The organism is Streptomyces vilmorinianum, assembly GCF_005517195.1.
Taxonomy (GTDB): Bacteria; Actinomycetota; Actinomycetes; order Streptomycetales; family Streptomycetaceae; genus Streptomyces; species Streptomyces vilmorinianum.
The window spans coordinates 4,111,953-4,133,974 of record NZ_CP040244.1 but is presented as its reverse complement, the minus strand read 5'-3'; the positions used below and the strand labels follow the sequence as shown (position 1 = coordinate 4,133,974).

Sequence of the window (22,022 nt, the reverse complement as noted above, 5' to 3'; positions counted from 1 at the left end):
AGAAGCGAGCGGTGGGGGCGTGAGGTGGGGGATGGGAGGACTGCGGGGGAGTGGTGCAGGTGACCGGGGAGGGGCCGTGCTCGGTTGGGGACGCCAGTCTTCGGTACGTGTTCGATCCGCGGCTACTCACCGGTATGACAACTTCGGTCTCGCTCAGGCGGGCTGATTCGTCATCAAGTGAGCATCCGGGGAATCGGGTTCGGTCCGACGCCCCCGTACGACGAGTGCCCCGCCGGCCAGTGCGAGGACCGAACCGAGCACCCCGGCCCCGAGGGGCGCCGTGCTGCCCAGCAGCTCCAGCTTCCTGCTGTCCGCCGAGGCCAGCTCCACCTGCTGCCGCTGCGTGCGGTCCGTGAAAGCGATCTTGTCGCTCGACAGCAGCACGACCGCGTCCTTCTCCCCGCCCGGGGCGCGCAGCGTCTTCCGCGGTCCGATGGCCGCGTAGACGATGCGCCCGGTGCGCCGGTCCACGACCAGCTCGATCCGGCTGTTGGCGTACCACTCCTCGGCGAGCACCTGTGGCGTCTTCGGCCTGCCGACCAGCCGACCCGGCACCTGCCGCACACCCGTCTTCGTGGGCGGGACACTGCCGGTGAAGCGCAGTCCCTCGTGGCCCTGCACGGTGCCGGGGCCCGCGTAGCGGAGTCGTACGACACCGCCGAGGGTGCCGTCCCACCAGCGGTAGTCGCGTTCCTCGACGTCGAAGGGGAACTTCAGGTACGCCTCGCCGTCGAAGGCGGGCGACTCGCGGCAGCAGTGCACCGGTTCATTGGTCCGCCGGTCGGTCACCCAGCGCTCGAGCGTCCACTGGAGGGAGTCGCGGGTGTCGGCGGCCGGCAGGGTGGCGTCGCTGTCGACCGAGGTGGACACGTCCCAGACAGCGTTGCCGCTCCGCATGCTGTCCGCGACGTCGCCGCGGACCTGGCGTGTGACGGTGATCCGCCGGTCGTGCACCGTCTCGAGCAGCGAGGTGTCGAAGTAGCTGCCGGTGCCGGTGAAGACGGTCGTCGTGTCGACGTCGACCGGGGTGCGCTTGGCGTGCGGCTGGACGTACAGCACCAACAACGGGGCGAGGACCAGCAGAAACACCCCTGCTCCCAGCAGGATCAGGGACATGGGTGAAGCGGTACGGCGCATCCGGGCACTCCTGGTTCGAGAAACTCGCACGGAGACGCACGGACCCCAGGGCCGGTCGAGCCCTTGTGGCTGAGACGGTAGGGAGCCCCTTGACGGATTGTCAATGACCTGCCAAGACTGGCGTCCAGCCGGTGGGGGCCGGCCGGGGTGGGATCGTCTCCAACGAGGAGCTGACCCGACACAATGCGCAGACTGCTCGCCGCATCGACCACCGCGGTGATCGCCGCGGCACTCGCCGTGGGCACCGCCTTCGGGATCGTGGCACTGCTCAACGCCACCCCCGAGCAGCCCAACGTCCCCCTGATCACCTACGACACGGGCCCGCCGCTCCGATGAGCCGTCCTGCCTGGAGCGAGGTACCCAAGCCGAAGGTGGAGCGGTTCGCCGCGATCGCCCTGGCCGAGGCGGCGGATCTGGCCCAGACGATCCTGCGGGAGATCCGGTGCGACTTCCCCGAACTACGGCTCGTGGAGGGCGAGTCCGGCGAGCCGATGGCGCTCGTGGGCATCCGGCGCGCCATCGAGGGATTCGTCCAGCACCTGGCGTCCGGGGCGGCCGATCCCCGGGTGCCGCCCGAGGTCTTCCAGGAGTTCGGCAGGGGAGAGGGGCTGAACGGGCGCAGCCTCGACTCGCTCCAGGCCGTCTACCGGCTCGGGGTGCGCCTCGCCTGGCGCAGGTTCGCCGAGATCGGCCAGCAGGTCGACATCGCCGCGCCCGCCATGTACGAACTCGCCGAATCCGGCTTCGAGTACCTGGACGGCCTCGTCGAGCAGTCGGTGCGCGGATACGCGGAGGCGGCCGCCCGGCAGGCGAGCGAACGCCTCCGATTACAACGGCAGTTGATCGACCGTCTGCTGTCCGGGCAGCCCGGCGACCCCGCACACACCCACACCCTCGGCGAACGCGCCGCCCGTATCGGCTGGGAGCTGCCCACCACGATCGCCGTCGGCGTGCTGATCCGGCCGGCCAGGGAGGCCGTCGCCCCCGCCCTGGGCCAGGGCATCCTCCTCGACATGGAGACCGAACAGCCCCGCATGGTCATCCCCGAGCCGGACACCGCCGGCCGCGCGGACCTGGTGCGCCGGGCCACGACGGGCTGGTCCGGAGCGATCGGGCCGTCGGTGCCGCTCGCGGCCGCGGCGACGTCCCTGCGGTGGGCGGAGACCGCCGTGCGGCTGATCGAGGACGGCCTCCTGCCCCGGGGCGAGGTGCAGCACTGCACCGATCGCACGGAGGAACTCGTCCTGCTGCCCTCCCGCGAGCTGATCGACGCCGCGGCCCCGCGCTGCCTGACCCCGCTGCAGGACGTCGGCCCGACCCAGGCCCGCCGCCTCGCCGCGACACTGCTCGCCTGGATCGAGACCTCCGGCGGCGCCCCGGAGGTCGCGAACCGCCTCGGCGTACACCCCCAGACGGCCCGCTACCGGCTGCGCCAGATCCGCGAACTGTGGGGCGACGCCATCGACGACCCGGACCGCCGCTTCGAGATGCTCCTCGTCCTGCGCGCCCAACGCCTGCGCGGCGAACTCCCCACGGGCCCCACCTGACGCACGGCCGCCCCCGGGGAACCCCTGGTTGCACCGGTCCTCGGGCGACAACGTGGGTCTCGCCGGGCAGACGCCACGGGCCAGGGACCACACGGAGGAACGACACACGGCCGGCCCGGCGGGGACCGCACAGGCGGCCGCAACGGTTTCGTCGACATCTCCGACGAGACGCACGACAAACCGCTTCCGTACCGCCCTCGCCCTCGCCTCCGCCGACGCCTTCCTGGCATCGGCGGCGGCGTCCGTGCAGCTCACGACCTGGGCGACGGACCACAGCTCGAGCCGCCTGCGGACGCACGGCGGCCACCGCCGGGTACGACGGCACCGTCCGTCTGTGGGACGTGGCACGGTCACGGCCGACCGACGTCCTCAGCGGCCACACCCAGGTCGGTCCGGGGCGTGGCGTTCAGGCCGGACGGGAGCACCCTCCCGACCAGCGGAAACGATCGCATCGTCCGCCTCCGGGACCCGTCACGGCGACAGCCCGTCGCCACTCTGACCGGCCATGGACGGGCCGTATGGGGCGCGACGTTCAGCCCGGACGGCCGGACCCTGGCCGGTGTCGGCAACGACGGGACCGTCCGTCTGTGGAAGCCGGACGTACGCCACCTCAGCGCCGCCCTCTGCCGGCTCGCCGGCCCGCCGACGAGCAGCACTGGCGGCGCCTCCTGCCCGGATACGCGTACCCGGCCCGTGCGGATCGACCACGAGGGCGGACGGTAGCCGACGATCCGGCGGCGTGGGCGAGGCGGTCCGTGAAGGGTGCGGATCCTGGGGTGGATCTTGCTGGGCCTTGCCTGCGGGGCTCACGAAATGTGCGCCGCGCCCGCGTCGTCCCGGGCTTCAGTGGTTGGGCCGCTTCCGGAGTGGGACGCTGAAGGGAGGGTGGGGGCCGTACCGACGAGACTCGGGAGGGCCGAATGGGACGCGACGTCCCGGCGCTGGTGTTCACCCGTGACGACCGTCGCCGGTTCCGGAACAAGATGCACACGTGCCTCGACGTGTTCGCGCGGATGCTGCGGGAGGCGCGGTTCGATTTCGAGCGGCCGCAGGTGGGCCTGGAGATCGAACTGAACCTCGTGGACGCCGCCGCCGAGCCCGCCATGCGCAGCACGGACGTGCTGGAGGCGATCGCGGATCCCTCCTGGTCGACCGAGCTGGGCCGGTTCAATCTGGAGATCAACGTCGCGCCGCGGCGGCTCACCGCGGGCGGTCCCGACTCCTGGGAGCAGGAGATCCGGGACGCGCTCAACCACGCCGAGGAGAAGGCCGCGGCGGTCGGCGCGCATCTGGTCATGATCGGCATTCTGCCGACGCTGGAGCTGAAGGACGCGGGCCTGGCGGCGCTGTCGGAGAACCCGCGGTACCACCTGCTGAACGAGCAGATCTTCTCCGCGCGCGGCGAGGACCTGCTGATCTCGCTGGACGGGGTGGACAGACTACGGACCTACGCGGACACGATCACGCCGGAGGCGGCGTGTACCAGCACCCAGTTCCACCTGCAGGTCTCGCCGGACGAGTTCGCGGACTACTGGAACGCCGCGCAGGCCATCGCCGGGGTGCAGGTGGCCTTGGCGGCGAACTCTCCGTTCCTGTTCGCCAAGGAGCTGTGGCGCGAGACGCGTATTCCGCTGTTCGAGCAGGCCACCGACACCCGGCCGGCCGAGATCAAGGTCCAGGGAGTGCGACCCCGGGTGTGGTTCGGCGAACGGTGGATCACCTCCGTCTTCGATCTCTTCGAGGAGAACGCGCGGTACTTCCCGGCGCTGCTGCCGCTCTGCGACGAGGAGGATCCGGAGGAGACGCTCGACCGCGGCGGGATCCCAGGCCTGGCCGAGCTCACCCTGCACAACGGGACGGTCTACCGCTGGAACCGCCCCGTCTATGCCGTCGTCGACGGCGTACCGCATCTGCGGGTGGAGAACCGGGTGCTGCCCGCGGGGCCCACTGTGGCCGACGTGCTCTCGAACGGTGCCTTCTACTACGGGCTGGTCCGCGCCCTGGTCGACGAGGACCGGCCCGTCTGGTCACGGATGTCGTTCTCGGCGGCGGAGGACAATCTCCACGCCGCCGCGCGGCACGGAATCGACGCGCAGTTGTACTGGCCCGGGACGGGCGAGGTACCCGTGACCGAGCTGGTGCTGCGACGCCTGCTGCCGCTGGCGGACCGTGGTCTTGAGCGCTTGGGCCTGGACGCGGCCTGGCGCGAGCCCCTGCTGGGAATCACGGAGCAGCGGTGCGTCAGCGGCCGCAACGGCGCGGTGTGGCAGTCCGAGATGTTCCACCACTTCCTCGATACCGCCCACGTGGACCGGCACGAGGCGCTGAGGCGGATGACCCGGCAGTACATCGAGTACATGCATTTGAACGCTCCGGCGCACACCTGGCCGGTCGAGTGATTCCATGGTGAGACTGCGGTCAGAGAGTGAGCAGTCGGACGAGCACCACCATCAGCGTGCCGGCTGTGAACACCGACCCCAGGACGGTGAACACCAGGTCGACCGTCGCCGCGTCCCAGCCCTGGATGGCGAACCGGCGGGGATCTTCCGGATCGTATCGGACCATGACGGGGGTGCCCACGCCGAAGCCGCCTCCGATGGAACCGCGGCCGAACCTGGATGAGTACTCGCACGCGCGGCCGTCCCGGGTCGTCCAGGCCGCGACCGGGTGGTGGAACGTGGCACCTTCGTCGTCTCGCCTGACGTCGTGGCGGACGATCCGGCCCTCGGCGGTGACACCGGTGCGCCGGAGCGCGCCGGCACGTCGGAGTCCGTAGACGCCGAAGCTGAGGAAGACCGCGCCGATCGTCAGCGGGATGAGGGAGAAGAGCCATTCGCGTTCCATGTGTGGTGCGACGCGCGCATGGGGGTTTCGGTTGCGAGTGGGGCGGTCCTTCCGGCCGGACCGACCCTCACAGGTCCACGAAGGCGCGTTCGCGGGGATCCACGAGCCGGGAGAGGAACATGCCGATGCCTGCCGAGCCGGTCGCGTAGTCGTGGGTGATCCGGTTGAGCGAGCGACCGGGGAACGCGATGCCGGCCTCGTCCTCGATCCTGAACCACAGGATGGTCTCGGCGATGTCGAAAGCCTTGGCCCGGTAGTCCTCCTCGCCGGTGAAGCGGTACATGTCCAGCATGAACTCGCCGATTCCGGCCAGGCCTTCGAAGAGGCCCGGGGTGTACGTGTACTTGACGAAGGTGTCGTCAGCCACCCGTCGGGCGAGGTCGCCGTACCGCTCGATGCCGAGCAGGTGGTGGAACCGGACCAGTACGCTGCCGACGCCGGCGCTTCCGTGGATCCAGTACGGGTACATGACGGGGTCGCCGTGGACCCGCTGCCACTGCAGGCCGAGGCCGCTCTCGCTCGCGTGGGCCAGATCGAACTCCAGGGCGCGGACGGCGCAGGAGCCGAAGCGGGCGTCGCCGGTCAGCAGGTGCAGGTGGAGGAGGAAGAGGGCGATACCGCTCGCTCCGTAGCCGTATCCGTAGTGGACGCGACCGTCGTGAGAGGACTGCCAGGAGCAGGTGTCGTCCTCGTGCCGCGCCGTGTCGAGAAGGGCTTCGCCCGCCTGTACGGCGCGCTCGAGGTAGACCTGCCTTCCGGTCCTCGCGTGGAAGCGCAAGGAGGCCATCCCCCACCCGGCGACTCCGAGGAACACGCTCGGTTCGTCGTACAGCAGGGGCGATTCGTAGAGCATCGCCATCACGGCCTCGCCCCTGTCCTCCCAGCCGAGATCGTGGAAGGCCCAGGCGATTCCGGCCAGCCCGACGTACAGCCCTGGGGGATAGGTGTCGGTGCCGAGGGGCTGCCCCAGCATCCAGGAGGTCACCCCCGCCGGCAGTTCGCCCGCCGGCAGTTCGCCCGCCGGTCCTCGGGCGCTCGTCGTGGAACGGAGCAGCAGCGCCGGCCCGCAGGCGCCGTAGGCCACGCTGAGGGGGTTCGTCGCGAAGACCATGTAGTCGGCAGGCCAGAGGCGGTCGGTGCGCCGGTCGTCGCAGGTCCGGAGCAGGGTGTCGGCGATGGCCCTGAGGGTTCGTCGCACCTCCGCGTCCGGGTGGGCCGCCGGGACACGGTCTTCGGCCGCGAGGGTTGTGGTCGTCAGGCGTGTCATGGCGTCACCCGTCCTCCCAGTCGGCGAGCACGGTCTTCGCCTCTTCCGCGTTGCCGGCGGTCAGGCACGATACGACGGACCTGACCCGGGCGGGGACGCCGAGGGCGACGAGCTCGTCGAGGAAGAGGTCCTTCGCAGCGGGGTTGAGCCCGAAGAACGCGGTCGCGGGCACGACGCTGCTGTAGACGAGCATGGCCGCGGCGTACCAGTCGTCGCAGGGCAGGAGCCTGTCGCGGGAGGAGCGGTCCGGGTGGAGGAAACCGGGTGTGCCCCAGCGTGTCCCGTAGGTCAGCATCGCCGCCTCGTCGTCCTCGTGGACCGCGCTCTCGAAGTCGATGAACCACATACGGTGTGTTTCGGCGTCGATCAGGATGTTGTTCGGTGACAGGTCGCCGAGGACCACTCCACGTGCGTGCACCTCCTCGACCATGCGAATCAGACGGCCGACGATCTCCCTGAAGAGGGGCACGAACCGGTCCACCCGTCCCTCCCGGCGGATGTACGGCGCGAGGATGACGTCGTCCCGTGCCCAGAAGTCGTGGAAGGCGATGCCTTCCACGCGCTCCTCGACCAGAAAGGTGTGCTCCCACTCCCGGAAGAGGTCGACCGGCCGTGGAACGAACTCCAGGCCTTCCAGCCGGCGCAGTACGTCGAATTCGTGGCGCAGCATGTCGACCGAGTCGATCGTGCGGTCCCCGACCGTCCAGCAGTTGGTGAGACGCCGGGCCTCCTTCACGACGACGGGCTTCCGGGTGACCTCGTCGGTGCCGTGGTAGACACCGCCGGCGTTGGAGAACGTGAGCGCGCCTTCGACGAGGTAGCGGCCCTTGAGGAGGGTGCCGTCCGGCTCCTCGACGGATCCTGCCGTGGATCGCGCCGCCGGTTCCTCGGCGAACGGGTCGCGGACCCAACTGGGCAGCTGGAAGTACGGCGACCGCTCGTCGGCCACGTACTCGCCGTCGGGCGAGACCAGGAACGTGCTCTGCGTGCCGTCGATGTTGAGCCGCCGTGGCGGCCGGAAGCCTCCGTACCGGTAGAAGAGGACCTTGCTGTCCCGGTAGCGCCGGTCGGACAGGATGTAGGGGCCCTCGACCGCCTCGTCGACCGTGCGCCGGTACAGGGTCTCGATCAGCTCGACGAAGACGTCGTCGTCGGGCGGATAGATCGTCATGAACTTGCCCGAGAAGCCGCGTTCCTGGGACTTCGAGTTGATCACGCCCAGCATCACCGGGTCGGCGGCCGCCTTGAACTCGACGTCGTTCTCCACGCACACGGGCACGACGAGATCGAACAGCCGGAAGGTGTGCGCGGGGGAGGAGGAGACATGGATCTTGAAGCCCTGGGTGGGCGGTGGAGCCGTCCGCCGCGACGCGCCCGCCACCATCCGGGCCCGCAGCCACACGTCGCCGCGCTCCAGCACCCAGGTGTCCGGCAGCAGCCGCTCAAGAGCGTCGCGGTACTCGGGGGTGATGGTCCGGCGGGACAGCGGCTCGTAGTGCCGGGGGTCGACGAGGCCGAAGAGGTGCTGGGCGGCCATGGCCGCGTGGCGGTCCACGCGCGCTCATCCGCCGGGGCCGCGAAGGGGGCCCCGGCGGACGTGCTGGCGTGCCGGGATCACATCTGCACCGTCCGGCCGGGGCCACAGGCCACGCTGTAGGTGCTGCAGCCGATCGACTGTGTGCTGTGGAATCCTGCGGCCGCGGGCGTGGCGTTGCCCTGATCGGGCCGCATCTCCTGCAGCCCCAGCACGCGGTCGACGTCGGCGACGGCCCGTTCCAGGCTCGTCTTCACCTCTTCGAGCGAGGCGGCGTTCGCTTTGCCTTGCTTGGCCATGAGCTCCTCCTGTCTCCTGGAGACGTGCTGCCAGGAAAAGGGCACCCCCGGTGCGCTGCCAGCGTGTGGGGCCGCCCCACGGCTTCCGTCCCCGCCCGCTGCCGCGGCGGACCTGCGCAAACGCCGGCCTCGTCGCTCCACGGCCGACGTACTCCGAACGTGTGAGACTCGCCGTGCCCAACACCTTCTGGACCCGTCCGGCGGCTACCTGCCGGGGCTGCCGGGGACCACGCCCACGTATGCCTACTGGCGATCACTGGTCGATCATGGCCAGCTTTTGGATCGAATTTGAGCCAAAGCGACCCAGAAGGATCGTTTCATTCTGTACAAAACGGCCCTGATCGCGGCCGAGGACGGTTGCACGGGGTTGTGGATCGGCCGACGTGGGCACGTTTTGGAGCACCAAATGGCGGGAACGGTTCGGCGTCCGTCCCCGTGGCAGTGGTGGATCGTCACCCTATGGACCGTCTCGGAGGGAGAAACCATGCCCCAGGAGCTGACATTCACGATCCTCTTCCAGCCCCCGATCAAGGGGCACGGCCCTGATGCGCCATAGCCCACGGTGCCGGCATTCCGGGCTCATGCCCGATGCGCCGTGCGCCTTCACGAAATCCCGCATGTGCAACGCGTTCACGTCCTCGCACATCGCACGGGGGTTCCACCTGCCCCGTGCAGCTGCTCAGAGTATGCCGGGGCGCACGCAACGCGCCGCCCTCGAAGGGCAGGCAGCTCCCCGTCGTGGTCCGCACACCAATGCACGCCGGAAGGGAAGCAGGGATCCCATGACAGCGCAGGCCATCAAGCTCCCGATATTGCGGATGCCGTACCCGGTGCGGGTGAATCCGTACCTGCCGGCCCTGCACAAGGAGACCGAGACGTGGGCGCGAGAGATGGGCATGCTGGACAGTGACGAAGCACCGGCGGCCCACCGGGCGATCTGGACCCTGTCCCAGTTCCACGCCATGGCCGTCGACCAGCTGACCGCCTGGGCCCTTCCGGAGGCCTCACTCGCCGACCTCCGGCTCAACCACCGGTTCAACCTCTGGGCCCTGGCCTGGGACGACTACTTCGCCTCCACCTTCAAGCAGACGGGCGACCTCGCAGGCGCACAGGCCTTCACCGCCCGTCTCCATGCCTTCCTGCCGACGGAACCGGGCGCCCGGTTACCGGAGCCGACCAACGCCGTCGAAAGAGGCATGGCCGACCTCCAGCAACGACTCTTCCCCCCGAGACTCGCGCACTGGCGGCAGCGGCTCAACCGGGCCCTGGCCCGGTACATCGACGCGGGAGTTCAAGAACTGGCCAACAGTCGCACCGGCCGTGTCCCGGACCTCATCGAGTACGCCCAGTTCCGCCGCGAAAGCTTCGCCGCCTACACCGCCCCCTATTCCGTCGAACTCTCCACCGGCGCACGGATACCTGAGCAGATCCGGCACAGCCGGACCGTCCGTGCTGTGCTCGACGCCTTCATGGACTACATGGGACTGGCGAACGACATCGCCTCCTATCAGCGGGAAGTCCACGAGGAACACGACGTCAACAACCTCGTCATAGTCCTCCGGACATCCCTGGGCATCAGCGTCCAGGAGGCGATGCACACCGCCGCCGATCTGGTGACCGCCCGACTGCGCCACTTCGAGCACCTCACGCAGAGCGAACTGCCCCCGCTCGTCCAGCGAGCCGGGCTGGCCCACGGCGAACGGATCGAGCTGGAGGCGTGGCTGCGGGGAGCCTGCAGTTTCCTGTCCGGCCTCCACGCCTGGTACAGCGGGGCACCCCGCTACGCTCCCGCAGACAGTCCGTTACGAGAGCAACGGACTCCCACCGCCGCCGTGCACGCCGACGAGCGGTGTGTCCCGGCGTCATGAGGCGGCCAGGCGCTGTCCACGGGACGCCACGCCGCGGAGAGAGTCCGGCCCCCGGCCCCCGGCCGCAGACGCCGAACGCCTGGGCCGGGGAGCTGTGGACGACCTGCGGTTCCCACGCGGCCGTTCCGACCCAGGAGCCGCGCCCGACGGTACGAGCACGCGGTAGGTGCCCGCCCAGATGCCCGGGGACCAGGCTCTCGAGCCGCGTGACCTACCGCCTCCGCAGAAGCCGCCGCAGCCGCGTCCGCCACGAGGCGCGGGGTGCGGGCGGGGGCGGGGGCGTCAGCCCGGGCTCGGACACCGGCCATGGGACCGCCGCCGGCACGCCCCTGCTCGGCGGGGGCGGGGCCGGCAGCGGCGTGAGGACATCATGGGCTTCCGGACTGCGGGAGGCGAACTTCACCGGCAGCGCCGTCAGATGCCGGGACCAGGTGGAGGAGCGCCAGGCGAGCTCTCCCTCGGCCACGGCCAGGCTGATGTCGGGAAGCCGGGTGAGCAGGATGTCGATGCCGGTGTCGGCGATGACACGGCCGATGTCCTGGCCGGGGCACTCATGGGCCCCGGCGCTGAAGGACAGGTGCGCGCGGTTGTGGTGCACGCGGGTCGAGGGGTCCGGGCGGACCGCCTGATCGACGTTTCCGGCGGCCAGGCCCAGCAGGAGCATGTCTCCCGCCTTGATCTCCTGCCCTCCGAGGGACGTGTCGCCGGTGGCCCAGCGGCTCGGGCACACCATCAGCGGCGGCTCGTCCCAGAGCACCTGCTCCACTGCTTCCGGCAAGGTCATCTGGCCACCGGCCAGGGACCCGCGGAACCGCGGGTCGGTGACCACCATCCGAAGCACGTTGGACATGAGATTGGCGGTCGTCTCATAGCCCGCGAGCAGGATGAGGCGCAGGTGGTGCTGCACCTCCTCGTCCGTGAGGCCGGCCGGGTGGGCGATCAGGACGGACGCGATGTCCTGCCCGGGCTTGGCGCGCTTGGTGGCGACGAGCTGCTCGAGGGTCTCCAGCACGTAGGCGTTGCTGGCGAGGGAGGTTTCGGTGGCCTTGAAGAGGTCCCGGGCGGCATGCACGAGTTTGGGACTGTCCTCGTCCGGCATGCCGAGCAGGTGGGTGAGAACGAGCATGGGCAGGGGCTCGGTGAACTGGCCGACCAGCTCCGCGTTGCCCGTTTGACAGAAGTCATCGACCAGCTGGTGGGCGAAGCGGGTGATGGTCCGGCGGATTCCTCGTTGGTCGAACTGGTTGAGGGCCGCTGTGACCGCGCCGCGCAGACGTTGGTGCTCCTCGCCGTCCGCACAGACGCAGTCGGGACGCCAGCCGATCATCGGCATGAGCGGGGAGGTGTTGGGGTCGATCTCGCCGCTCGTCCAGCCGTGCCAGGTGCGGGGGTCGCGGGAGAACTGGGTGGAGCGAGTGGCCACGTCACGGTTCTCGAGGTACCCCAGGACGAGCCAGGCGCGTACGTCCCCTTCGAGCAGGACGGGCGCCACCGGACCATGGGCGGCGCGCAACTTCTCGTACAGCCCCATGGGGTCGGTCTCGGCGGCGGCGCCATGGAGCCGGGTCACCGAGTCGACGCCCGTGGCGGTGTGGGCCGGGCAACCCGGGGGCGGGGTGCGCCCTGGTTCCGTGGCGGTGTGGTCAGCGGGTGGGACGGTCATACGGTCTCCTGAGCGGCGGCGAGGGTGATCAGGTACCCCATCAGCGAGAGCAGGGCGTCGCGGCTGGACGACCGGTCCCGTGCGTCACAGGTGATGATGGGCACCGATTCGTTGAGGGCCAGGGCAGAGCGCAGAGCTGCTATCGGGTGCTGCGGCGCCTCCGGGAAGGCGTTGACGGCCACGACGAAGGGGACGCGGCGGTCTTCCAGACGGGTGATGATCTCGAAACAGACCTCGATCCTCCGGGTGTCGACGAGGACCACGGCACCGAGCGCGCCTTCGAAGATGCCGTTCCACAGGAACCAGAAGCGCTCCTGTCCCGGCGTTCCGAAGAGATAGAGGATCAGCTCCTCGTTGATGCTGATGCGGCCGAAGTCCAGGGCGACGGTCGTGGTGTTCTTGCCTTCCGCACCGGGATTGTGGTCGATCCCGACGCCGGCCTGGGTCATGGTCTCTTCGGTGGTCAGGGGCGGGATCTCGCTCACCGCCCCGACCATCGTCGTCTTGCCCACCCCGAAGCCGCCGACAATCACGACCTTGACGCCCCTGGCGCCGTGCGGCAGCAGCACGTCCGAGCGGCGGGGGCCGGCGGCGGGTGCGTCAGAGCTTACGTAGTCCATGGATCACCGCCTCCAGAAGGCCAAGTTCGGGGACCGCAGCGACAGGAACGGGAGCAGTGGCCTCGACTCGCTCGTTGTCCACGAGCTTGGACAGCAGCACCGTGATGACGCTGAACGGCAGGCTGAGATACGCGGAGATCTCGGCCACCGACAGCGGGTACTGGCACATGGCGAGGATGGCTGCCTGCTCGGGCTGCATACCGGGTTCGGGTGCGGACCTCGTTGCGATGAGGGTGACCAGGTTGAAGGCCTTCGCCGAGGAACCTGGGCCACCCGAGATGACGTACAGCGGCACGGGACTGCCTTCATCCCATGCGTCCTGGTTCTCCGACGTCACATCGCCTGCCCGACGTCATCACGAGGCGGGCTGGTCATGTGCTGGCCGATCCGGACCACCAGCGTACGCATCCGGTCGCCCAGCAGCCCCGCGTCCACTTCCTCGTCGGCCAGCACCGCGAGATAGGCGCCGGGTCCGGCCGCCATGAGGGAGAAGTAGCCGCCGTCGACCTCGATCCCGACCATGCGCGTCGAGCCGTCTCCGTGCGGGAACTTCTGTGCGATGGCCTTCGCCAGGCTCTGGATGCCCGAGCAGGCGGCGGCGATCGCGTCAGCGGTGTCGGGCTCCGTGTTCGCTTGACCGATGCACAGACCGTCCGACGACAGCACGACCACGTGTCGCACGTACGGGACGCTGGCCTCAAGCTCCTTGAGCATCCAGTCCATGTTGGGCAGTGGCGGCACGGTTACTCACCCTCGTCTGATGACTCGTTGGTTGGGATGGAAGGGTCGGTGCTCGGTCTTTTCTCGCCGCTGAACGCCTCCCACATCAGGCCCGGCTGCCGGGGCGCACCGGCCGTTCCCGGGGAGGCCGGCGGTGTGGCGGGGGGCTGGGGTGTCGTGCGGACGACCGGTGTCGGGACGGGTGACTCGCGTCGCCGCTGCGGCAGGCCGTTGACGGTCTGTTTGGCCCCGACGGGATCTGATGGTGCATCGCGCGTCATCGTCGGCCTCGGCACGGTCGGTGCGCCCGCGGGCTTCGGCGCGAGCTGTGGGACCTTGGGGGCAGGCTGCTGAACTGTGGTGATCAGGCGCCGCGGAACGAGCACGACGGCCCGCACTCCTCCGTACGCGGAGGTGCGCAAGTCGACGTCGAGGCCGTTCTCGCGGGCCAACCTGCTGACGACGGGCAGGCCGAGCTGCGTCGCCTCGCCCAGGTCGGCCAGGTCGATGCCGGATGACGCGTGAGCCATGACGCGGTCGATGCGCCGGCGGACCTCTTCGGTGAGCCCGACACCGCGGTCCTCGATCTCGATCGCGATACCTGAGGGCACCTCGCTCGCGGTCACCTCGACCGGGGCGTGCGGCGGCGAGAAGGTCGTGGCGTTGTCGAGCAGTTCGGCGAGCAGGTGGATGAGCGGCTCGGCTCCCTGGCCGACCACAGCCACCTCCGTCACCGACTGCAGCTTCACACGGGGATAGTCCACGATGCGTGACATGGCGCCCCGCACGACGTCGTAGAGCGGGATCGGTTTCGACCACTGACGCCCGGGCCGGGCGTCGCCCAGTACCGCGATGCTGGCGGCGAGACGCCCGATCAGGGCGTTGCGATGGTCGATGTCCTGCAGGCCATGGGAGACCACCACATCCGTACCGTGCAGGATCTGCATGTCACGGAGATCCTTGGCGAGTTGATGCACGATCGCCTGGACTCGCCGGGCGATCGCCACCAGTGCCCGCTGCGAGGTGTCCCGTGTGTGCTCCTCGGCCTCCACGGCTTCGAGGAGCGTACGCAGAGCTGCTCGGAGCGCTTCGCCGAACTCGGTGTCGAGATGTTCCCCGAACGTGACGGACTGCAGGATCTCCGAAGCGGGCTCACCCTTCTGCAGACGGGCGACAGCCGCGGGGAGGAGCTCCTCGGCGAGCCATACGGTGGTGGCCCGCTGATCGGACAAGCGCGCGAGCAGCGCGGTCTCGCGTTGCGCGTAGTACTGCTGGACCTCGGCATTGGCTCGCGCGTAGCGGGCCGCCTCCGCCGAGCGCGCCCGGCGAGCCGTCTCGGCCGAAGTGATGGCCGTCAGGACAACGGCGACGAGGCCGCACCAGGCAACCGGCGTGCGTATCTGCACGGGGACGTAGAACAGCGCTATGACGCAGGCCCCAGCCAGAACACCAGAGGGGATGAGCCATGCCGGAGCCACTGCACGTGGCAGCGCTCCAGGGGTTGAACCTGAACGAACCATCGAAGGGTCCCTAAACAGTCTGGAATCAGCGGACTGGGGGTGATGCGGTGCGCCGACATGAACGGTCGGGACCTCACTCGGCCGGGCAAAGGTGTTCCGATGGGTGCCCCCGACGGCTCGGTTCGAGATCGCATCGGTGGTCACGCCTCTCTGCGGCCAGGCTCCGTCCGCGCGCAACACAGCGTTCGGCTCACTGTGTGTGCAGCGCAACACGCAAGGTGAGCATAGTCACTTCGGGTTCGCCAGGTGAACTTGCTGGAATGGAAACCTCCGTTGATCGATCTGCACCCCATAGTTGATCGATCGCCGCCATGACGCGCACTACGAATGCACGTAATCGACCGTATCCAGCGGCTTGCTGGTCAAGCTCCCCGCTCCGGTCTCCGCCGCCTCAAGGCCCGGGCGCGCCAAGGGTGTTGTCGTCGACGCGTCGCTCGCCAAGAGCCAATACGACCTCATGTCGAACAGCTGCTCAGCTGCTCACGGCCGGCGGGCGCCCCCTGGTCGTGTGCCCGGCGCATGGCCTGCCGACGTGGCGGGGTCACCGTCCGGAATCGAGTACGCGAACGCCGTGATCGTCGCGCCGTCGGCCCGGGGTCCTGGGGCCGGCCGTCGTATCCGCTGGAAACAGGCCGTGCGGCGGGTCTTTACGCCCGCATCCGCCTGCACTACTTTTCGGCAAGATTCAGCAAGGCTTTTCAGTCATCGGCGTCAGGGACGGCGCCGGGGCTTCCCGTGGTCTGCCTTCAGGAGCCGCCATGTCCTCGTTCCACCCTGCCCGCGCTCGGAGAGGGCGGCGTCTGGTCCTGCGCGCCGCGACGATCGGGCTCGCGGCTGCGGCCGCTCTGACTGGTGGCGTGGTCCCCGTGCCCCTCGTCACTCCTGCCGCGGCCGTCGCCGGAGACCCACTGGGCGCGCGATACGACGCGTCCGGCGCGAACGTGGAGTTCCGCGTCTACTCCTCCCGCGCCACTCGCATCCAGCTGTACCTCTACGCGGCGGCGACCGGCGCCCAGGAGGCCGCCGCGCTCACGCTCACCAAGGACTCCGCGACCGGAGTGTGGTCCACGACCGTGCCGGTCGCCACGATCCGGCAGCAGTACGGCATCACCGGCCCGATCTACTACGGCTACCGGGCCTGGGGACCGAACTGGCCCCATGACCCTGCGTGGACCAAGGGCTCCACCGCGGGCTTCGTGGCGGACGTGGACGCGGCCGGCAACCGCTTCAACCCGAACAAGCTGCTGACCGACCCGTACGCCCGGGAGCTCACCCACGACCCGCTCACCCCGAACGGCCCGTCGAAGACGGTCTACGGCACCGGCCCGTCGTACCGCGCGGTGGACAACGGGGTCCAGGCGCCCAAGGGCATCGTGCTGGCGGTCGACGCGACGAGCACCGGAAGCAAGCCGACCCGGGCGTTGAAGGACGACATCGTCTACGAGGTGCATGTCAGGGGACTGACGAAGAACGACCCCTCCGTTCCGGCGGCATATCAGGGCACCTACAAGGGCGCCGGGCTCAAGGCCGCCGGCCTCGCGGCGCTCGGGGTCACCGCGGTGGAGTTCCTGCCCGTGCAGGAGACGCAGAACGACGCCAACGACGTCGACCCCACCGGTACCGCGGGCGACAACTACTGGGGCTACGAGACCCTCAACTTCTTCGCGCCGGACCGTCGTTACGCCGCGGACAAGAGTCCGGGCGGGCCGACCCGCGAGTTCAAGGAGATGGTGAGGGCCTACCACGACGCCGGGATCAAGGTCTTCACGGACGTGGTCTACAACCACGCCGCCGAGGGCGGGCCGTGGAACACCGGCGACAAGAACACCTACAGCCTGCTCAACATGCGCGGCCTGGACAACCCCACCTACTACTCGCTGACCAGCGACATGCAGGCATCCTGGGACAACACGGGCGTCAACGGCAACCTCAACACCTACCACCCCGTCACCAGGGCGCTGATCACCGACTCGCTCGCCCACTGGAAGGACGCCCTCGGCGTCGACGGCTTCCGCTTCGACCTGGCTCCCGTGCTCGGCAACACCTGCCAGCACGGCTGCTTCCAGTACAGCCGCACCGACCCGAACACCGCGCTGAACCGCATCACCGCGCTCATGCCTCCCCGCCCGGCGGGAGGTGGGGCAGGAACCGACTGGATCGCCGAACCCTGGGCCCTCGGCAGTGGCACCTACCAGGTCGGCAACTTCCCCGTCGGCTGGTCCGAATGGAACGACAAGTTCCGCGACACCATGCGCCGCGACCAGAACGCCATGGGCGCGGAGAACGTCACCCCCAGCGGCCTGGCCACCCGCTTCGCCGGTTCCTCCGACCTCTACCAGCCCAGCGGCCGCGCGCCGTGGAACTCCGTCAACTTCGTCGTCGCGCACGACGGGTTCACCCTCGCCGACCTGTACCGCTGCACCACCAAGAACAACAACCAGCCCTGGCCCTACGGCCCGTCCGACGGGGGCGCGGACTACAACCTGTCCTGGGATCAGGGCGGCAACCAGGCGGACCAGCGCAAGGCCGCCCGCAACGGACTGGCCTTCCTGATGCTGTCGGCAGGCACGCCGATGATGACGGGGGGCGACGAGTACCTGCGCTCCGTCAACTGCAACAACAACCCCTACAACCTGGACTCCTCCGCCAACTGGCTGAGCACATCCTGGACCGCGGACCAGAACACCTTCCGCACCTATACCCAGCGCCTGATCGCCTTCCGCAAGGCCCACCCGGCGCTGCGCCCGGCCGCCTTCTACAGCGCCTCGGACGGCAACGGGAACGGCATGGGCCAGCTGGACTGGTTCACCCCCGCCGGCAGCGCGCCCGACGGCACCTACTGGGGCAACGCCGACAACCACGCCCTCGCCTGGCGCTACGACGGCACGGAACTCGGCGACCCGAACAGCGCGCTCTACGTCGGCTACAACGGGTGGTCCGGCGCTGTCGACTTCACCCTGCCGTCCCCGGGCGCGGGCAAGAACTGGTACCGCGTCACCGACACCTCCACCTGGGCCGAAGGTGCGAACCAGGTCGCCCAGCCGGGCAGCGAGGCGCTGATCGGCGGCGCCGGAACCGTCTACCGGCTGCACGGCCGGGCCACCCTCCTCCTGATCGCCAAGTAACCGCCGGCCCGTCGCTCGCGCCACGCGGGCACGCCGTCCGCGTCACGGACCTCATGGCGAGGGTGCCTCGCCATCGGGGTCGGCTTGCCGGCTGTCCTCGGCCGCTCGTCATTCGGTGACGCGGACCGCGAGGGCCGGGCGGATGGCGGCCGCGCGCCGGGCCGGCCCGATCGTGGCCAGGAGCGACGCGGCGAAGGTGGCTGCCGCCAGGCCGCCGATACTCGTCCATTCGACCGGGAAGCCTCCCTCGAGACCTTCGAACGCGGCGCTGTTGCTGTACATCAGCCAGGTGGTGAGCACGCCCAGCAGTGAGCCGAGGACTATTCCTTCCATGGCGACGAAGGTGCTCTCCCACAGGAAGGACCGTTGGACGGTCCGCGCACGGAAGCCGAGGGCCCGCAGGATGCCGATGGTGCGTCGGCGTTCGCGCACGGCTCGGACCATGACCACGCCGAGGCCGGTGATGCCCACGCCGAGGCCCAGGGCGAGGAAGCCCTGCATGAGGCGGAAGAAGGCGGTGCTGGAGTCGAACTGGCGGCGGATGTCCGACTCGATGGGAGTGGCGACCAGACTGGACGAGAGCCGCTCGCCCTGCAGTTGGGTCGCCAGAGCGTCGGGGGAGGTGCCGGGGCTGGTTCTCACCAGCGCGGAGGCGTTCTGTGCCTGGGCGCCGAAGAGCTCGCGCGTCGCCCGCTCGCCCAGCACCACGGGGTAGGTGGTCGAACTGGCGCCGGTGCCCGGGTAGAAGACCAACCCGTTGCTGAGCACGCCGGCGATGACCTTCTGCCCGCTGCGGCCCGTCCGGGGATCCGTCAGGGTGAGGGTGTCGCCGGGGTCGTAGTAGTCGCCGGCCGGGCCGCCGGTGCTGCCGAAGAAGCCGTCGAGAACGACGTAACGGGGGTCGGAGGCGAGAGCACGCCATACCGCGGCGTCGTCGGTCAGGCCGGACAGCCGCTCTCGGAACGTGATGCCGGTGATCGCCCCGTCGGGCACGCCGACGACGGCGGTGTCCAGCGGTTGAGAGCTGCGGTGTCCCGGATCGGTGGCCCGCCCTGTGGCGTTGAGCAGCGGTGTCACGGCGGCGATCCCGGCGGCCGACGGGCCGCCGCGGAGATCGGAGACGAGTCGTTCGCCGGCGACCTGGGGGTTGTAGTCCAGTCGCAGAGAGTATCCGGCGGTGGCGTCGGCGACGACTCCGTCGACGCCGGCGCGGATGATGCCCGAGATCTCCGTCAGGAGGATGAGGACGAACACGATCAGGGTGTACATCACCAGCGTCGCGCCGGTCCTGAATCGCTTGGCCAGCGGGTACGCGACGGCGAGCCGTGCCGCCAGGCCACCCTCCGTCGGGCGCTGGAGGAATCGCCGTACGGGGCGGAGCAGAGTCTTCTGGTTGTCACTGACGAGCACCACGGCGGAGAAGGCGGCCAGGGCGCCCTGGATGACGTACACGGACATCGACGGCGTGTCGAAGATCCGGGGGCGTATGACGGGTGCCAGGAGCGTCCAGGCGAGCACTGCTCCCGCGACCACGGTCGTGACCGTGTGACGGGGGAGGACGCGCAGCAGTGCCGGAGTCGCGAAGGCGAGGGCGAGCGCCGGCATGAGGTACGTCGCGTCGGGCTGACTGCGCGCCACGGCCGGGACGGCCACGAGCGCGCACAGGACGGCCAGGGTGGTGGAGACCGCGAGGAGACGGCGGCGCGGTCCCTGTCCGGGCGTGGCGGGGAGGTCGCGGATCGCGGCGATGATGTTGAACCTGCTGATGCGCACGCTGGTCGCCAGGATCGCGGCGAAGGCGATGAGCAGGCCCATGGCCAGTCCGTTGAGGATGCTGGTGGGCGTGACGGCGAACGCGATGCGGATGCTGCTGCCGCCGACCGACCAGCCCTGGAAGATCTGCGCCGCCACCACGGCGACGCCCCAGCCGACGGCGACCCCGATGGCCACGCCCGGCAGCGCGGACAGCAACGCGTACGTCGCCCCTTCGAGCGTGAAGGACCCGACGAGCCGCGAGCGCTTCATCCCCACCGCCCGCACCATGCCCATCTGGGATTTCCGCTCCTCGCCAAGCATCACGAAGATGTTCACCAGCAGCAGGGCGCCCGCGATGATGCTGAAACTGCCGATCATGAGGAACAGGGCTCCGAGGGAGTCCCCGGCCTGTTTGGCGTCCCGCAGGACCGTGTGCTTCGGCGTCTCGATCGCCGTCTGGCCGGCGAGCGGGCCCAGAGCCTGCCGGATGTCGGCGGTCACCTGGCCGGTCAGGGCCTCGCCGCTCTCGACGCCGCCACGATTGGACACGAAGGTGACCGAGCGCGGCTCCTCACCGGCGGCCCGGGCGGCGGAGCCCAGGGCCCCCGGTGACAGGAACACGTCGCGGTTCAGCCTGCCGCCCAGGCCCACACCGGCCAGACCCTGCTCCGGCACCACACGCTCGACCCGGTACGTCTGCGGTGCTCCGAACAGATACAACGTGATCGGATCCCCGGCGCCCACGCTCAGGGACCGGGCCAGCGGCTCGTTGACCACGACCTGGCCGGGCTTCGGGTTCGGCCCGCCGAGACCGGAGTCGCCACTCGCGGAGCCGAAGCGCGACGCCTCGTCGAAGTCGATCTGCCAGGCCAGAACGCGCGGCTCGGCGACCGTACGGTCGCCGGCACCGCTGACGGCCGATGCCTGGGCGGCCTGGGCGTTCAGTACGCCGTCGACGTCCGGATCGCCCGCCAGGCCGGCCAGCCGTTCGGTGACGGCGCGCCCGGTCGGCCCGGGGGGTGCGACGACGCGCTCGTCCACCGGCCCCAGGGTCCGGTACGCCTCCTGCCGTACGGAGAAGTTCAAGGTGTCGCCGACGACCAGGGCCCCGATGACAATCGCGGTTCCCAGCATCGATCCGCCGATCACCAGCGCTGCCTCGGTGCGCCGTCGGGCGACCTGCCGGAAGGCCAGCCGCCGCGACACCGGCTGCCGGACGGCGACCAGCACCAACGCCATGAGGGCGAGCGCGAGGGTGGCGAGCAGTGGGATGAGGAGGTTCGGGTACATGGTCAGCCCATGGGGAAGTCGCGGAGGGCGGCCGGGGCGGTGACGGCCTGGCGGACGTCGTCGACCAGCTGCCCGTCGCGCATCCGGATCAGCCGGGGGACACGCGCGCCGATGGCGCTGTCATGGGTGACCAGGACGATCGTCTGGCCCTCGTCCCGGTTGAGCTCGCACAGCAGGTCCATGACCTGCTCCGCCATCGCGCTGTCGAGGTTCCCAGTGGGCTCGTCCGCCCACACGATCGCCGGACGTCCGGCCAGGGCACGGGCGATGGTGACCCGCTGCTGTTCACCGCCGGACATCTCGCTCGGCCGGTGCTCGACCCGGTGGCCGAGGCCCACCCGGTCGAGCATGTCCAGCGCCCTGCGACGCGCTTCACGCGGCCGTGTGCCCACGAGCAGCAGGGGCAGCTCGACGTTCTCCACCGCGGAGAAGACCGGTATGAGGTTGAACGCCTGGAAGACGAAGCCCATGGTGTGCGCCCGGTGCTCCGTGCGCGCCGCGTCCGACATGGCGAACAGGTCGTGACCGTCGACCTCCACCCGGCCGCCGTCGATGTCGTCGAGCCCCGACAGACAGTTCAACAGCGTGGTCTTTCCGGAACCGGACGGTCCCATGACCCCCACCATCTCCCCGCGCCGCACGAGAAGATCCAGGTCGAGCAGGGCGGTGACCTCCACGGAGCCCGTCCGGTAGATCTTGCGTACCCCGGTGGCGACAAGGAGTGGCTGGGCGGTGTTCATGTTTTCCATACGAACCTCGCGATGGAACTGGAGGCTACGGCCACCCAGGCCCGGAAGAGGGGCCGAAGGGCCCAATCCGGGTCACCGAGGTCG

General features: G+C 69.8%; 18 protein-coding genes. 6 read left to right on the top strand and 12 right to left on the bottom strand.

From position 1 onward, the window contains the following. Nucleotides 1-153 precede the first annotated feature (153 nt). On the bottom strand, nucleotides 154-1,137 hold the full coding sequence (locus FDM97_RS19375; protein WP_137991648.1) for a cell envelope lipid trafficking protein PgfA: 984 nt from the start codon (nucleotides 1,135-1,137) through the stop codon (nucleotides 154-156). 183 nt (nucleotides 1,138-1,320) lie between these two features. Here FDM97_RS19375 and FDM97_RS35860 point away from each other — a divergent pair, with 183 nt between their 5' ends. The 4 genes from FDM97_RS35860 (at nucleotide 1,321) to FDM97_RS19360 (ending at nucleotide 5,083) form a co-directional block, all read left to right on the top strand. Next, the gene (locus FDM97_RS35860; protein WP_175439164.1) at nucleotides 1,321-1,473 is read left to right on the top strand and encodes a hypothetical protein; all 153 of its coding nucleotides are present in this window, start codon (nucleotides 1,321-1,323) and stop codon (nucleotides 1,471-1,473) included. Further along, nucleotides 1,470-2,684 carry a helix-turn-helix domain-containing protein gene (locus FDM97_RS19370; RefSeq protein WP_137991647.1) on the top strand — a complete coding sequence of 405 codons (1,215 nt, stop codon included), beginning with the start codon at nucleotides 1,470-1,472 and terminating at the stop codon, nucleotides 2,682-2,684. The genes FDM97_RS35860 and FDM97_RS19370 overlap by 4 nt, the downstream gene beginning before the upstream one ends. 399 nt (nucleotides 2,685-3,083) lie before the next feature. Next, the gene (locus FDM97_RS36485) at nucleotides 3,084-3,407 is read left to right on the top strand and encodes a WD40 repeat domain-containing protein (RefSeq protein ID WP_254705675.1); all 324 of its coding nucleotides are present in this window, start codon (nucleotides 3,084-3,086) and stop codon (nucleotides 3,405-3,407) included. 197 nt (nucleotides 3,408-3,604) lie between these two features. After that, nucleotides 3,605-5,083, top strand: coding sequence for a glutamate--cysteine ligase family protein (locus FDM97_RS19360; RefSeq protein WP_137991646.1), 1,479 nt, complete (start codon nucleotides 3,605-3,607; stop codon nucleotides 5,081-5,083). A gap of 19 nt (nucleotides 5,084-5,102) precedes the next feature. Here FDM97_RS19360 and FDM97_RS19355 read toward each other — a convergent pair whose 3' ends face one another. The 4 genes from FDM97_RS19355 to FDM97_RS19340 all read right to left on the bottom strand — a co-directional run bounded on the left by FDM97_RS19355 (nucleotide 5,103) and on the right by FDM97_RS19340 (nucleotide 8,628). Continuing rightward, a complete protein-coding gene (locus FDM97_RS19355) occupies nucleotides 5,103-5,528 on the bottom strand; it encodes a DUF3592 domain-containing protein (protein WP_137991645.1) in 426 nt (141 codons plus the stop codon). A gap of 67 nt (nucleotides 5,529-5,595) precedes the next feature. Beyond that, nucleotides 5,596-6,795: a lanthionine synthetase C family protein gene (locus FDM97_RS19350; RefSeq protein ID WP_137991644.1), complete on the bottom strand. Its 1,200-nt coding sequence runs from the start codon at nucleotides 6,793-6,795 to the stop codon at nucleotides 5,596-5,598. Nucleotides 6,796-6,799: 4 nt separating this feature from the next. Next, nucleotides 6,800-8,350 (bottom strand): class III lanthionine synthetase LanKC N-terminal domain-containing protein, encoded by a 1,551-nt coding sequence (locus FDM97_RS19345; protein WP_137991643.1) that lies wholly within the window; start codon nucleotides 8,348-8,350, stop codon nucleotides 6,800-6,802. 59 nt (nucleotides 8,351-8,409) lie between these two features. Further along, nucleotides 8,410-8,628: a hypothetical protein gene (locus FDM97_RS19340; RefSeq protein WP_137991642.1), complete on the bottom strand. Its 219-nt coding sequence runs from the start codon at nucleotides 8,626-8,628 to the stop codon at nucleotides 8,410-8,412. Nucleotides 8,629-9,410: 782 nt separating this feature from the next. Between FDM97_RS19340 and FDM97_RS19335 the strand changes: the two genes are divergently transcribed. Further along, nucleotides 9,411-10,496: a terpene synthase family protein gene (locus FDM97_RS19335; RefSeq protein WP_175439163.1), complete on the top strand. Its 1,086-nt coding sequence runs from the start codon at nucleotides 9,411-9,413 to the stop codon at nucleotides 10,494-10,496. 211 nt (nucleotides 10,497-10,707) lie between these two features. On the opposite strand, the gene FDM97_RS19330 is transcribed toward FDM97_RS19335, so the two are convergent. From FDM97_RS19330 to FDM97_RS19310, 5 genes are read right to left on the bottom strand one after another with little or no spacing between them, the layout of a single operon-like run. Then, the gene (locus FDM97_RS19330; RefSeq protein ID WP_137991640.1) at nucleotides 10,708-12,159 is read right to left on the bottom strand and encodes a cytochrome P450; all 1,452 of its coding nucleotides are present in this window, start codon (nucleotides 12,157-12,159) and stop codon (nucleotides 10,708-10,710) included. After that, on the bottom strand, nucleotides 12,156-12,779 hold the full coding sequence (locus FDM97_RS19325; protein WP_137991639.1) for a GTP-binding protein: 624 nt from the start codon (nucleotides 12,777-12,779) through the stop codon (nucleotides 12,156-12,158). The genes FDM97_RS19330 and FDM97_RS19325 overlap by 4 nt, the downstream gene beginning before the upstream one ends. Then, entirely contained in the window at nucleotides 12,760-13,074 is a 315-nt protein-coding gene (locus FDM97_RS19320) for a DUF742 domain-containing protein (RefSeq protein ID WP_254705674.1), read from the bottom strand. The genes FDM97_RS19325 and FDM97_RS19320 overlap by 20 nt, the downstream gene beginning before the upstream one ends. 38 nt (nucleotides 13,075-13,112) lie before the next feature. Further along, nucleotides 13,113-13,502 carry a roadblock/LC7 domain-containing protein gene (locus FDM97_RS19315; RefSeq protein WP_137994910.1) on the bottom strand — a complete coding sequence of 130 codons (390 nt, stop codon included), beginning with the start codon at nucleotides 13,500-13,502 and terminating at the stop codon, nucleotides 13,113-13,115. Between the two features lie 20 nt (nucleotides 13,503-13,522). After that, the gene (locus FDM97_RS19310; RefSeq protein WP_254705673.1) at nucleotides 13,523-14,977 is read right to left on the bottom strand and encodes an ATP-binding protein; all 1,455 of its coding nucleotides are present in this window, start codon (nucleotides 14,975-14,977) and stop codon (nucleotides 13,523-13,525) included. 800 nt (nucleotides 14,978-15,777) lie between these two features. Here FDM97_RS19310 and FDM97_RS19305 point away from each other — a divergent pair. Continuing rightward, entirely contained in the window at nucleotides 15,778-18,144 is a 2,367-nt protein-coding gene (locus tag FDM97_RS19305; RefSeq protein ID WP_137991636.1) for an isoamylase, read from the top strand. A 108-nt stretch (nucleotides 18,145-18,252) separates the two neighbouring features. Here the strand turns inward: FDM97_RS19305 and FDM97_RS19300 are convergent, their stop codons facing one another. Together FDM97_RS19300 and FDM97_RS19295 are read right to left on the bottom strand one after the other, a co-directional pair. Continuing rightward, the gene (locus tag FDM97_RS19300; RefSeq protein WP_137991635.1) at nucleotides 18,253-21,189 is read right to left on the bottom strand and encodes an ABC transporter permease; all 2,937 of its coding nucleotides are present in this window, start codon (nucleotides 21,187-21,189) and stop codon (nucleotides 18,253-18,255) included. 2 nt (nucleotides 21,190-21,191) lie between these two features. Next, nucleotides 21,192-21,929, bottom strand: a complete 738-nt coding sequence (locus tag FDM97_RS19295; RefSeq protein ID WP_137991634.1) for an ABC transporter ATP-binding protein — start codon at nucleotides 21,927-21,929, stop codon at nucleotides 21,192-21,194. Nucleotides 21,930-22,022: the final 93 nt, after the last annotated feature.